Below are 12,736 nucleotides of genomic sequence, written 5' to 3'. Positions count from 1 at the left end.
CTTCCTCTATGCCCCATCAGCCCACAAGTCACCCGATCCAGGACCCCGTTCGAACCAGACCGAGCGCACGACCGGATAGAGAACGGCCAGTTAGACACTCACCCTGGCCGCGGCTTGGGCTGCGGCATGGCTGCACTCACCTGCTCTGCAAGTGGCTGGCCCATGCAGCCTTGATCTGCTCACCCTGCTCGGCAGTGATGACGCCAGCTTCCATTGCCACGGCCACGAGATCGGTGCCGGCCGCGAGCTTGAGGGCGGTGAAGGCATCGTTCATGCGGTCGGAGTTTCTAGGCGTCCCAACGTGCCCCGGCTCCAGGTCACCGGGGAGGAAGTTCGCCACCTCTCCGTCGTGGCTTTCAAACGCCGCTTTGTCCATCCTCACGTGGACCCGTTTGGTGCCGATGGTGACAACGGTTCCATGTGACCCTTGGTGGTACATGGGCCTGTCACTTGGCGCTCTGACGGTGACCTTGTCTCCGACCTCGAAGCTGCTCAGGGTCCTCCCACTGCCGAACATGCGCGTCCCCCCTCTAGGACATGTGGATCAAGAAGCACTTCATACCGCCCCGCTGCACCACTTGTACACCTCGTTCGGCCGCCGCGTGGACTAGAGACCAGTCCGCCAACTTCCGCCCTGGTGATGAAGGAGGTACCGAGGCACCGCTTTAGGAGAGCGGGATGAGATTCCGACCGCTGACCTGAAGATTCGATACCTGGTCGACTCAGCGGCAACTTGCCCGCACGACCCCGTCGTTCGCCGTGGCTGACCCTCGCATCTGGCACGAGGGTGGCACGAATCGCAACCAACGACAGGCAGCCACGACGGCGGGCGCGCCGACCCCACCAGGCACGTGTGTGTCTCGCTGTACCCCCACCGACATCACCACGCTGCCAATACCGTCGGCTAGAGCAAGCCATGGCGGCCGACACGTGCATGGGTCGGAGCCCGACCGAGGCGACGCGTTGGTCATGTCATTCGCCGCGGAGTGATTGAGAACTACCGCGGTGCACTCCCCGGCCCGACATGACCAGATCACCGGCCAGGAAGCGGCCCGGGCGGCCTCCCGGTACGGGCGCACCATCGGCGGTGGGGGAGCCCCCCGTACCCGTTGGGGGCGGAAGTCGCGAACCGCGCACCTTCGTAGCGCTGCATTGCGATCACCGACCTGTTCCCGAGCGAGCGACATGAACCGGAGGAGAACCATGGCGTGGGATTACGCGGAACTGGCCAAGGAAGCCAGCAAACGGGGCTGCCCCCTCGCGTTGAAGTGTTTCTACACCGGGCGGGGCGTCATCGTCGGCAGCGTCATCACCGCCGCCACCATCGCCGGGACCGTGGCCCACGACAAGCGGAGTAAGCGCCGCGCCGCCGCCGCTGCAGCTGCCGAGGCCTCGGCCGAAAGCACGCCGGCCCCCGGCGACGCCCCGGCGACCGCGCGCAGCTGATCCCCGGGCTTCGGATAGGGCCGCATGCTGCCCGTCACCCGAGGAGGAAGAGCCCGTGGACGAGTACGCACCCGGCGGCCTGGTGCCGCCCACCACCATGGCGGAGCTCAACGCCCGTGTGGTCTTCGTGCCGCTCGGCCACGGGCCGGCCGTGGCCGCCCGCGCGGCGCGCCTGGCACTATTCACCGGGGTAGGGGCCGATGTCTTCTCGGCTGATGACGGCCGCAGGGAGGGCGTCATCCCCGGATGGCCGGCGGGCCTGCTCACGGAACATCTCTCGTAGCTCCTCGCCGTTTTTGGACTATGTCTGGCGCACTGAACGTTGCCCGCAGTACGGTGTGTCTCTGCGTTGCATGGCTAGCGCACACGGTAATGGGGGGCGCGTGATCAATTCTGCCGAGGGCCCGTCGCAGAAAACCCTTAGTGCTGAGAATAACGAACCAGCTCTCGTAGCGCTCGGCTCGACGGTATCACCCGATGTGAGCGGGAGCGTCACCTTCGGCAAATACCGTTATCAAGCTAAAGTTGCCGCCTTGCTCTGGATCTCGTGTTTGCAGCAGGACGGACCTATAGCCGTTGTCTGCGAACACGTTGACGACTTGGTTCTAGTCTGGGAGCAGAGGCTTGAGTTCCGGCAGGTCAAGACTCGAATTCCCGGCAGAGCCAGCTGGACATTCAACGAGGTCTGCAAAGACGGTGGCGGCGTCGACTCGCTCATCCGCTCGCGGATCGCTTTCAATGGGCGTTCCGAAGGATCGGAAGTGCGAGATAGTTACTCGCTTTGGCTCGAAGGTGCAGCCTCACTTAAAGAACCCACAGCAGGCTTCTTTGCGCGTCCCAGTTCCGTCTCGGGTAATCATAAGAGGAAAGTAGTCGCGCTTGCTAAAGCGGTAGCTAAGGATCAGAAGAAGGACATTTCCGACGCCGAGATATCCGCGTTCCTCGACGCTCTGGTAATCTTGCCCAACCGAGTCAATGAGCAAGACATTGACAATATGGTACTTGCGGCACTGGCTAAGGCCTTGCCTAATACCAGGGTTGTTCATGTTCTAAGCGCTCTGGAGAAAATTTTGCAGAGAGCCGAGGATGCGCAAGAAGGCACACTTGTTACGCGCGAGGCGCAGGACTTCATGAGGGCTGTGGGGCTGGCTCCCGCGAACGAGCCCAGCCCATTGGAACGTCAGACCCTCACCAAAGCTGAGCTGATCGATATACTGCCTGACGACCCTGTACTTGGTCATGCTCACCTAAGCGCACTTCTGACCTCCGGAAAGCCGATTTCTAATCTGCGCAGAAAGCTCATGCTTGCTTGCGCGAGCCAGGAAGTGCAGATCGAGGCAGCGGCTCTTCAGTCAACCGCAGATTCTCGAAGGCTCGAACTTCTTGCTTCCTCGATCACTGCCGAGGAATCTTTGGCTGCTCTTGCTGAGGAGCTACTCGATCACGGCAGAACAGTTGCGATGCGGCATGCTAACCACACGACACCCGGACAGCAGGTGTTCATTGATCTCAAGCTCGATCGAATGATGCTAAAGCAGCTTGACGTCGACAATCTTTTTACCCACCGGCACGGCCAACTCGGATATCTCTGCTGCCTATCAGACGAGTGTGAATACTCATGGAGAGCGTCATGAGCGCCGTAGGCCTAGAGGCTCGTCGCGCTCGTCGCGTTGCAGCCGAAAGAGAGAAGTACCGTCCTTCCGCTGAGGGGGCCGCTCGACTCCTCTTGCTGATCGACACGTTCAGCCGGCAGAAGGGAACGCAGGCACATCTCGAAGGACGCACAAAGCTAGCTAAGCTGGACTTTTTCCTGCGATACCCTGAGCGACTTGCCGTAGCGCTGCAGAGCAAGGGTGTTAACCCAGAGACTATTGCTACGGCTACCGAGGAGGAAGTTCCGATCGATGAGCGGATGGTCCGCTATCGGTATGGCCCTTGGGATCCCTCCTATTATTCCCTGCTGGGGAGCCTCATCGGCCGGGGCCTGATCGAGGTAGTATCCGTTAATTCGCGTGGACACGGCTACAGGAGTACTCCCCAAGGGGCGGCTTTAGTCGAGCGACTTCTAGAAGATGAGTCTTGGAGTGAGTATCAAGAACGCTCATTGCTCTTGAGACGTCACTTCGACCTCACAGGCGAGAGGCTGAAGAAACTCATCTATTCCCTGTTTCCGGATATTGCCGGGTCGTCTTGGGGGGAAAGCATTTAATGACTAAGCAAAACCACTTGCTTCAGATCGACTATGTCAGGCTGGTCGGTGGAGGCAGAGAAGTAAATTTCAATCCTGATCTCAGCATTGTGCAGGGAGAGATCGCAACAGGAAAATCAACTCTGCTGCGACTCATGCGCGGGTTTCTCGGAGCCTTGCCGAAGAGCATGCCTCCTGAAGTCAACTATGTGAGTGCTATTACCGGTCAGGTCCGTACTGGCGCAGCCGAGTGGCTCGTCTCTCGGCCTCGTGTGACCACGCCGACAGCGAAGGTGGATATTGTCGGCGCGAATAGCGCATATAGACTTCCCGCCGTAAAGAACGATGGCACGGCCGATAAGACCTACTCGCAATGGCTCCTTGAACAGATCGGGTTGCCCGTCGTTGATGTTCCAACGTCACGATCGCGCCCCGAATCGAGTGAGTACGTACCGGTTACTATCAACGACTGGTTGAACTACTCGATGGTCCCGGGTGCTGAGATCGACAACATGGTATTCGGTCATCGAGACCCTTTCAGGAACATCAAGCGCCGGTACGTTTTCGAGATTGCCTTCGGTCTCTATGACACCGAAATGGCGCGGCTACAAGCTGAGCTTAAGGACGTTGAGAGTCGAATCAACTTCCTTTCTCAACAAAGCGCGGCATTTGACAGGCTGATGCGTGGAACGATGCTCGGCGATCGCAGGGAGTTGGAAGCGCGGCTGACCACGCTGAGGGAAGAAGCTGCTGAGCTGGAGTCTGAGGCTTACGACACTGCGAATGGTCTCCATACAAGTTTGGGTACTGAGAGCTTGCGCGATACCGTAATTCGGCTTGAAGACTCGTGTGGCACCTTGACGGAGGAAAAAGATGCCGTCGAGCGACAGCTAGGTGACCTTGAGCAGTTGAGGATCCAGCTTCACTCGCAGGTAGTCAAGCTATCCCGTGCCATCGTGGCCGAAGATAACCTGTTGGACTTTGATTTCATCGTGTGTCCACGTTGCGGACAAGACTTGCCAGCAGTGCATGAGCAGGATCACGATCACTGTCGCTTGTGTACCCAGCCCTTGACTGACCAGAGTGATCGGCGGGCCGCTCTGATCAAGGAGCAAGGACGAGTTCAGGCGCAAATTTCTGAAATTTCTGAGGTGCAGGGATTTCGTCAGGCAGAACTTGCTGGCATTGAGCAGGCTCTTGCGCAGCGGCAAGCGGAGCTGGACGCGGCCGTAGCTGAGCTAGATTTCAGAACACGCGCGTTCGTCAGTAGCCGTGGTGACGAACTTAGTGAGCGTAGCGCTCGGCGTGCCCGAAACGTCGAGGAGCAGGCGCGCATTCGAGAATACCTGGAGATTCTCGCTCGTCGTTCTAGCATCATGGATGATGCACGAAGTCTGCAAGATCTGAAAGATTCAATCACTGCCGATCTAGCGGGTCGCGACAACTCATCCGTTGCTGAGGACAATTTGGATGCTCTTGAGGAGCGATTCGAGGAATACCTAGCTCAGCTGGAACCACCTCAGATCGGCGGAGCCGGCCTTGGAGTGAAGATCGACAAGCGAAACTTTCTTCCTATTGTCGGCGGGCGTTCCTTCGATGAAATCTCCAGTCAAGGGATGCAAGTGCTCGTAAATATCGCCTATTCTTTGGCCGTTCATACCGTTTGTATTGATCGAGGCCTCCCCATGGCGGGACTCCTGGTTCTCGATGGAATTAGTAGTAATACCGGTCGTGAGGGGTGGGACGCGCGAAGGGAAGATAACGCTTTTCGTCTACTCGCCGAAACGGCGGAACGCTACCGAGATAAGTTGCAGATCATTGCGATCGACAACGATGCACCGAAGTTCTTGGAGGAGAAGGTTGTACTTCGCTTGTCGGCGGATGATCGCCTGATTCGGATTGCGTCATAGTGTCAGTGCCTGCTCATCAGGCCTGGATTGGTCCGCCGAGACGGTCACCTGACGATTGGGATCGTTCGAAGTGGTTGGTCGTGACTGCAGGTCGCATTACGTTGCAATCATTCTCCTCGCATGTGTTGTCTGTGCACTCCTCGTAGCGCATGTAGCCATGCTATGTGGTGAGACGCCATGGGTATCGGTTCGATGGGCAGCCACTGCATTCGCGGGTGCCTTCGCAATCACAGCGCAGGTTGCCAAATTTCTTGGCTGGTTCAGCTCTCAAGACGGCGATTGATGTGGAGTCAGACGCAGCGCAAATGCCGCCATCGCACTACCGGTGCTGTATTGACGAGCCAATACCTTCAGCCACTAATCGGGAAATCACGAACCGGTGTGAGCGCTGAGCGAATACGCGGGGAAGTTTTTCTAGCACCGCTGCTGTCACCGTGGTTCTCACATGGACCCTAGTTAATCCGGTGCGTTCGTTCTGCGGTCATGGTGCGCCGGCTCCGCATGGCTCGCCTTTGGGATGGGCAGACGAGCCATTTGAGCCCTGTAGGAACGGCGTTTCGCGCTGCGGTGGGGCATGAGCACGACGCGGGCCTGAAACGGCCGAGCCGCTAGAGTCCATCGTCGTTGATGTTGGCTATGAACGGCACCTCCCCAAATGGGGACAGGTTCCTCGTGCAAAGTGGTCGCGCATGATGAGGTTGTCGAGTAAATTCTAGACATGACCGACTTCCTGTCCTATGAGAGTCTCCAGTGGGGTGCCCGTAAGTTCGCACACACAGCTATGGATGCCCACTCACGAAATGATGAAGAAGTATTCCTCCTGCATGCTGGAGTGAGCATCGAAAGACTGGCTAAGTCAGCCCTCTCGAAACACTCACCCTTCTTGCTCCTGGAAATGAAGGGAAAAGAAGACTACTTCGGCTTGCATATGCAGTGTGGCCTGTACAGTTTCCATTCCCCAAAGGAATGTGCAGCGTGCCATTGTAGAGGTCGGTTGATTGTCAATCTGCCCCTTATTGGGACTGGCCCGGCCGAAGGCTTCCCAGATAGATGGTTTTATTGTCCCTTGTGTGCATTTAGTGCGCATGGCGATGATGAGCTCGCAGCTTGCGGGATAGCAGAAAATGAGCTCTTCCTGTCTTCCCTGGGAGAGCCTATCCAGCTTGATGAATCCATGTTTGCTGAATTCGTCAGTCTGGGACTGCTTGATGGATCCGAGGTGGCTATGGTGGTTTCTCACTTCTCGACGGGTGCATCGACAGATTAGGCATGCGTGGGGTCATGGCTAAGTGTCCTCGCCGCGGTGCGCGACCAGTAGCCGAAGAAGTGACAGGCCGGGTCTCTGACCTGCGGCCGTGTGATTGACCAACGCTGCGACCTGCGACTTAGCTGTCGGTGGTTGTCAGCGTTGGTCGTCGTTCAGCACCCTCGCACGGCCCGGAGACGGCCCGGGGGACGTCGCGGTGCCCCCTCGATGCGAACTACGGGCGGGGCGGTCGTCGAGGTCTGGTGGGCTGGTCAGCCGGACTGTGAGAGGCATGGGGGGTCAGCGCCGGTCGGTGGGGTTGCTGTACTTCGCTGCTGTACGGGAGCCGGTTCTGCTCTACGGCGTCCGGCCTCCGCTCTCCCTAGACGGTGAGCAGAGCAGCAAGAAGCAGAGCCGCCATCGCAGAGAAGACCCGAGGTTTCCTCCAACCGGGCCCTGAAGCCTGGCGGTTGAGTTCCCAGGCCCACACGAGACCGCCACCTAGGCCAAGCGCGCTTCTCAGCAGGAAGACGGCAGTCTGCATTGTGAGCCTCCAGGAGCGTTCCAAACGGACGGGCAGGCTATCCATGGCGACGGTTCCGCGAGTGTCCGGCCCCAGTTTGGAAGATCGCGTATGCGGACCGGGGGCTGAGCTGGCAAGTCGCTGATGTGCGGGTTCTCGGGTCCCTCTCCGGAGTTCCCCGCCACTCCCCGCCGGTCGCTGCTCGATCGGGCATGCAGAGGGCACGGGGCCGGGCCTCCTGCTTGCTGCCGTGCGATCTACGGCTCACTCCGCTCGGGGACACACATCGTCCGGTGAGCTGGCGTTCTGAGGCGTCATCCCTGAAAAGAGGTGGGCTCGCCAGTCCCTGAGTAGGTACGATCCGCCTGGCCATGAGTCGTTTAGCGGCCCAAGACGTCGCGCTCGGGTTCGCCCCGACGCGGAAACCCCGGTTCAAATCCGGGCCATGGCGCCCTGGGCCGCGGCTGCTCGGCTCTGCCTGGGTCGACGGCGGACGGGATGGGAGCCTCCCTCGCACGCCGCATTCGGCCGGCACTCGGCGCAGCCTACGCCCGGCACGCCCACCCGGCGGCGTACTGGTCCACGGTCGGGCTACCGCTCTCGGTGGCCCGGCTGCTGGCCTCGTACTCCTCGACCATGGACGCCTGCGGTCTGACCGTCGAACCGCCCCGGTGGCGGGCGCTGGCCGTCCGAACGACCACCCGCCGTGAGGTCCGGCCGGTTCCTCCTCGCCGGGGCGTCATCCGTCCCACCACGACCGGCCTGCGCATGCGGTTGCGGCTGGCTCCGGGACAGGAGCCAGCGGACGTGGCGGCCTCCGCCGAACGTCTCCGGCACGCCTGGGGTGTCCACGCCGTCCACGTGCGGGACATCAAGCCCGGCGTCGTCGAACTGCGGCTTGTCGGCTTCGACGTGCTGCGGAAGGTTCGGATGCCCCGTCGGCTGGGCGGCGGCCCGCTTCAAATCCCGGTGGCGTTACGGGAGGACGCGACCGCGTTCGTGCGGGACTACCGGGCCGTGCCGCATGAGCTGGTGCTCGGCGCCACGCTCTCGGGCAAGTCCATGTACCTGCGGAACCTACTGACCGGGCTCGCCGCTCAGCCGGTGGCCCTGGTCGGGATCGACTGCAAGCGCGGGGTCGAGCTGGCGCCGTTCACACCTCGGCTCTCCGCCCTGGCGACCGACCCGGGCCAGGCGGCCGAGCTGCTTCCCGCGCTCGTGAAGGAAATGGAGGACCGATACGACCTGATCAAGGCCCGGCAGGGCATCGCGCCCGGCACCCCGGAAGAGCTGATCACCTCGGACGTATGGGGGCTGCCGGAGGACGAACGCCCCTCCCCGATCGTGCTCTTCATCGACGAGGTGGCCGAACTCTTCCTCGTCGCCACGCGGAAGGAGGAGGAACGGCGGGACGAGATGGTCACCCAGCTCATCCGGCTCGCCCAACTCGGCCGGGCCGCCGGCATCTACCTCGAAGTCTGCGGACAGCGCTTCGGTGCCGAGCTGGGCAAGGGCGCGACCATGCTCCGCGCTCAGCTCACCGGCCGCGTCTGCCACCGCGTGAACGACGAAGCCTCGGCCAAGATGGCGCTCGGCGACATCGCCCCTGAGGCCGTCCTCGCGGCCTGTGCCATCGCCCCCGAGCTGCCCGGCCTGGCCGTCGTCGGCGACACCTCCGGCGGCTGGTCCCGCATCCGCACCCTCTACCTCTCCCTTGCCGACGCTGCAACCACCTGCCGCGCGACGGCGGACCTCGCTCCCGACGTACCAGCGCTCAATCCCTTCCGGCCGCACGTCCCGCCGATGCCGGTGGAGGCGTCCGGGCACGTGGCCACGGCCCACCTGGTCACCGAGTAAGCGCACCCCACCCACGGCCGGCACGGCCGTCCCGTGCCACGTCCCTACCCCTCCATGCCTGGAACCGTAAGGAGCTGCGCCGTGCGCGCCCTGCCCGTCCGCACCGACGCCGTACTCGTCCAAGCACTGATCGCCGCCGCGCTGTCCTTCGCCCACCTGCATGATCTGGCGCTGGCCGCCGGACAAGACGGCTGGAAGGCCTGGGCCTACCCGGTCTCCGTCGACCTGCTCTTGGTCGCGGCCTGGCGGCGACTGCGCTCCGGTGAGGCGAAGGCGGCCGGGTGGTGCTGGTTCCTCGTCGCCCTGACCGCCTCGCTCGGTGCCAACGTCGCCACGGCCGGCCTGCTCGACCTGAACGACGTACCGGACTGGCTGCGCATCCTCGTCGCCGGATGGCCTGCGATCGCCTTCCTCGGCGGGACGCTGCTCGCCCACGGAGCAACCGCGGACACTTCGACCGGGGACCGCGAGTCAACCCCGGGACCTATGGCGCCCGAAGCGCCTGCCCCTGCACCCGATTTGCCTGCTGCGGTGCCGGAATCGGCTCCGCCCTCCACGACTCCGGCCCCGCCGGCGCTCGTCACGCTCGCGCGCAAGGTCGCCGACGAACACCGCACCCGGACCGGCTCCCCCATCGACACCTCGACCCTTCGCGCCCGGCTCGGCGTCCCGCTGCCGCTGGCCGAAGCCCTCTCCACCCACCTGACCTGACCCGGAGGACTTTCCCTCGTGCGCCCGTCCACGCTCCGCGCGCTGAAGCGCGTCGCCGAGCTGACCCGACAGAACCGCCTCACCGAAGCCGTGCTCATCGCCGAGCCCGTGATCCTCGCCGCCGACGAGTACGAGGGCGACGAGATCTTGCGCTGGCTGGCCGAGCACGTCACCGACTTCACCGGCGAACACCCGAAGGAGACCCCCTGATGACCACCAACCGCCGCTTCCGCCGCGTCGTCCGCATCGGCCCCGTGCAGGTCGCCACGTACTACGACGGCAGGGGCCGCGAGAAGCACACCGCCGCCTGCACGGCCCCGCGCTGCGGCTTCGCCACGGACTACGACAGCCGCGCCGCCGCCGAACTGGCCGCCCGTACCCACCGCTGCCGCGTCCGCTGAGGGAGATTCCGTGACCGTCTCGCTGCCGCTCGCCTTCGTCCTGGGCGTCATCGCCTGGGCCGCGATCAAGTTCCTCGGCGTCCGGCTCTGGGTCGCCGTCGTGATCGCGCTGTTCGGCTTCTGGCTCTCACACACCTTGCTTGCCCCCGCCATCGAGTCCGGCACCCGCTCCGGGGCCGACGTCGTCAACGGCACCCACGAGTGACAAGGAGATCCGCCGTGTTCCGTCCCAAGCTGCCCGACACCCCGACTCTGCCGACGACCATCGTCGCGTCTCAGCACGTGCAGGCCCCAGTTCCCTCGGCCGGCCGCCCGGTCGCCCCGTACGTGGGCGTCGGTGCCGGCGTGGTCGCCGCGGTGGTCGTCGTCGCGATCGTGCTCACCGCGCTCCTGGCGGCCGTCGCCGTTACGGCCGTGTCCGTGGCTATCGCCGCCGTGGTCCTGCGCTCCCTCGTCAGCGGCGCGCACAAGCGCTGACCGGCCGCCGGGGCGGCAACAAGCCGCCAAGCATCCCGCCGCCCCGGGGCCGTCCCTCCCAAACCGTCACGACAGCCGAAAGGAACTCCCATCATCACCCGGCAGACTCCGCCCCCGCTGGCGGAACTCTCCATGCTGGCCTCGCTGGGCACCCTGCCCGAGCTGGGCCGCCAACTGTCCGGCCTGGGCGGCTGCACCCGCCCCGTACGCCTCGACGGCCATCGCACCGAATACGAGGTGGACCGGACAACCGGCGAGGTCGGCCGCGTCCTGCACCACCTGAACTCCTCGGCCCTGCCCGCCGGTCAGCTCCTCGTCCGCTGCAACAACCGCCGCGCCACCCGGTGTGCGGCCTGCGCCGAGACCTACCGCCGCGACACCTACCACCTGATCACCGCCGGACTCCGCGGCGGCAAGGGCACCCCGGAACGCGTCGCCACACACCCGCGCGTCTTCGCCACTCCTCCAAGGCGCTCACCTTCGCTCAGGCCGAGGCCGTGCTCAAGGGTGCCGAGGGGACCTCGATGTACGCGTACATCGTCGTCGCCCTGCTGACCGGTGCCCGTACCGAGGAGCTGCGGGCGCTTACTTGGGACCACGTCTTCCTCAAGGGCAAGCCGGACGCGGACCCGCCGCAGCCTCCGCACATCGCGGTGTGGCGCTGGTCCGGCGGGGCGGGGACACCAAGACCCGGAAGTCCCGGCGCACGCTCGCTCTGCCGGCGCGCTGCGTCGAAGCCCTCTGGCAGCAGTTCGAGGATCAGGGATGGGATCGGCTGGCGGCCGGCGACAAGTGGGAGGAACACGGGCTGGTCTTCTCCTCGGCCGTGGGCAAGCCACTGGACGCGGCCAACGTCCGCCGTGCCTTCCGCCAGGCGCTCAAGGACGTCGACGGGATCAACGCCGACGAGTGGACGCCACGGGAGCTCCGGCACAGCTTCGTGTCCCTGCTGTCCGACCGCGGCGTACCGCTGGAAGTGATCTCCCGGCTCGTCGGACACTCCGGGACGGCCGTGACCGAGGAGGTCTACCGGAAGCAGATTCGGCCCGTGATCCAGACCGGCGCCGTGGTCATGGACGGGATCTTCGGCGCTGATCCGCAACGGCCGTAGACACGCGGGAACTGGTAGTCACGCAGATAGACACGCAGACGAAACAGGTGAGGCGCCTACTGAATTCAGTAGGCGCCTCACCTGGTGTTTCTCTGTCGGGGTGGCGGGATTTGAACCCACGACCTCTTCGTCCCGAACTATCGGCCGGACGGCCATTGCTGTCCAGAGCGCTGGTCGTGTGGCCTTCGGAGGCCTTTGCCGGTTGGCTGCGGTCATGGTGGTTGCTGTACCCCACTGCTGTACAGCAGCGGTTGATCGCGGTCTGAAGAAGTGGGAGCGGGTAACCGCCCCCGTGCTGGTCCCGCTGTACGCCTTGATGATGTTCCTCATCGTCTATCCGGCGAAGTACTGGTTCCTCACCAAGGTTCGGCAGAAGGCCAAGGAGGGGGAGAACGACTGGGGAACCCGAGGGCAAGCTGAGCCCCATCGAGGACACTGTTCCATCACCGGATCCTGGCTACGCCAAGGCGCTTGATCCGTTCGACGAGTCGACGCTGCAGATTCAGCAGTACCGGGCGTCATCCCCCCTCTCGTCCTGAAGCCCTCCGCCCCGGCCCTCCCCCCAGGCCGGGGCGGAGCTGTGTCCGGCGTTCCTCAGTGAAGACGGTGAACAGAGAGACGACGGCGATGATGAGACAGGCCGCCCTGGACGCTACGCTGCACCCGGGGTGCACCGCCGGCAGACGATGCAGACGGCCGGCAAGACGCCCAGCGCGGCTCTGTGCCAGGCGGTGGGAGACCGCAAGCCGTGCACAGAGCAGGGGGCCTGCTGTGTCGGCGACGCGTGAATCGTGACCCACATCCGACGGGTGAAAAGCGACCCCCGCTGCGTCAGTTGATGTTGATCATTCCCCGGTGTTGGCGGC

At 63.5% G+C, this 12,736-nt stretch carries 14 protein-coding genes, 1 tRNA gene and 2 pseudogenes; 16 read left to right on the top strand and 1 reads right to left on the bottom strand.

Annotated features, from left to right (window positions below; translation table 11 throughout):
* Positions 1-136 precede the first annotated feature (136 nt).
* Complete coding sequence (locus tag ACWDNY_RS30110; RefSeq protein ID WP_451648980.1) at positions 137-274, bottom strand: hypothetical protein; 138 nt, start codon at positions 272-274, stop codon at positions 137-139.
* A 929-nt stretch (positions 275-1,203) separates the two neighbouring features.
* On the opposite strand from ACWDNY_RS30110, the gene ACWDNY_RS30105 reads away from it, so the two are divergent.
* The 16 genes and pseudogenes from ACWDNY_RS30105 (at position 1,204) to ACWDNY_RS30030 (ending at position 12,345) form a co-directional block, all read left to right on the top strand.
* Entirely contained in the window at positions 1,204-1,446 is a 243-nt protein-coding gene (locus tag ACWDNY_RS30105) for a hypothetical protein (RefSeq protein WP_451648979.1), read from the top strand.
* Positions 1,447-1,501: 55 nt separating this feature from the next.
* Entirely contained in the window at positions 1,502-1,729 is a 228-nt protein-coding gene (locus ACWDNY_RS30100; protein WP_451648978.1) for a hypothetical protein, read from the top strand.
* 100 nt (positions 1,730-1,829) lie between these two features.
* Positions 1,830-3,080, top strand: a complete 1,251-nt coding sequence (locus tag ACWDNY_RS30095) for a dsDNA nuclease domain-containing protein (RefSeq protein ID WP_451648977.1) — start codon at positions 1,830-1,832, stop codon at positions 3,078-3,080.
* Positions 3,077-3,655, top strand: coding sequence for a hypothetical protein (locus ACWDNY_RS30090; protein WP_451648976.1), 579 nt, complete (start codon positions 3,077-3,079; stop codon positions 3,653-3,655). Before ACWDNY_RS30095 ends, ACWDNY_RS30090 begins: the two co-directional genes overlap by 4 nt.
* Positions 3,655-5,544, top strand: coding sequence for a hypothetical protein (locus ACWDNY_RS30085; protein ID WP_451648975.1), 1,890 nt, complete (start codon positions 3,655-3,657; stop codon positions 5,542-5,544). Before ACWDNY_RS30090 ends, ACWDNY_RS30085 begins: the two co-directional genes overlap by 1 nt.
* A 718-nt stretch (positions 5,545-6,262) precedes the next feature.
* Positions 6,263-6,811, top strand: coding sequence for a hypothetical protein (locus ACWDNY_RS30080; RefSeq protein WP_451648974.1), 549 nt, complete (start codon positions 6,263-6,265; stop codon positions 6,809-6,811).
* Between the two features lie 870 nt (positions 6,812-7,681).
* A tRNA-OTHER gene (locus ACWDNY_RS30075) sits at positions 7,682-7,764 on the top strand.
* A gap of 47 nt (positions 7,765-7,811) precedes the next feature.
* Positions 7,812-9,170, top strand: a complete 1,359-nt coding sequence (locus ACWDNY_RS30070; RefSeq protein ID WP_451648973.1) for an FtsK/SpoIIIE domain-containing protein — start codon at positions 7,812-7,814, stop codon at positions 9,168-9,170.
* Positions 9,171-9,251: 81 nt separating this feature from the next.
* Complete coding sequence (locus tag ACWDNY_RS30065) at positions 9,252-9,881, top strand: DUF2637 domain-containing protein (protein ID WP_451648972.1); 630 nt, start codon at positions 9,252-9,254, stop codon at positions 9,879-9,881.
* An 18-nt stretch (positions 9,882-9,899) separates the two neighbouring features.
* Positions 9,900-10,091: a hypothetical protein gene (locus ACWDNY_RS30060; RefSeq protein ID WP_451648971.1), complete on the top strand. Its 192-nt coding sequence runs from the start codon at positions 9,900-9,902 to the stop codon at positions 10,089-10,091.
* The gene (locus ACWDNY_RS30055; RefSeq protein WP_282879458.1) at positions 10,091-10,282 is read left to right on the top strand and encodes a mobile element transfer protein; all 192 of its coding nucleotides are present in this window, start codon (positions 10,091-10,093) and stop codon (positions 10,280-10,282) included. Before ACWDNY_RS30060 ends, ACWDNY_RS30055 begins: the two co-directional genes overlap by 1 nt.
* Positions 10,283-10,292: 10 nt before the next feature.
* Entirely contained in the window at positions 10,293-10,487 is a 195-nt protein-coding gene (locus ACWDNY_RS30050; RefSeq protein ID WP_451648970.1) for a hypothetical protein, read from the top strand.
* 14 nt (positions 10,488-10,501) lie between these two features.
* A complete protein-coding gene (locus ACWDNY_RS30045) occupies positions 10,502-10,759 on the top strand; it encodes a SpdD protein (protein ID WP_451648969.1) in 258 nt (85 codons plus the stop codon).
* 132 nt (positions 10,760-10,891) lie between these two features.
* Positions 10,892-11,260, top strand: a pseudogene (locus tag ACWDNY_RS30040) (replication initiator); the annotation flags it as partial.
* Positions 11,224-11,870 (top strand): annotated as a pseudogene (locus tag ACWDNY_RS30035) (tyrosine-type recombinase/integrase); the annotation flags it as partial. The pseudogenes ACWDNY_RS30040 and ACWDNY_RS30035, both read left to right, overlap by 37 nt.
* Positions 11,871-12,084: 214 nt before the next feature.
* Complete coding sequence (locus ACWDNY_RS30030; RefSeq protein WP_451648968.1) at positions 12,085-12,345, top strand: hypothetical protein; 261 nt, start codon at positions 12,085-12,087, stop codon at positions 12,343-12,345.
* Positions 12,346-12,736: the final 391 nt, after the last annotated feature.

This window comes from Streptomyces sp. NPDC003697, from assembly GCF_053587115.1.
Note: the sequence above shows the minus strand (reverse complement) of the source record. Positions and strands in the feature narration are given on the sequence as shown.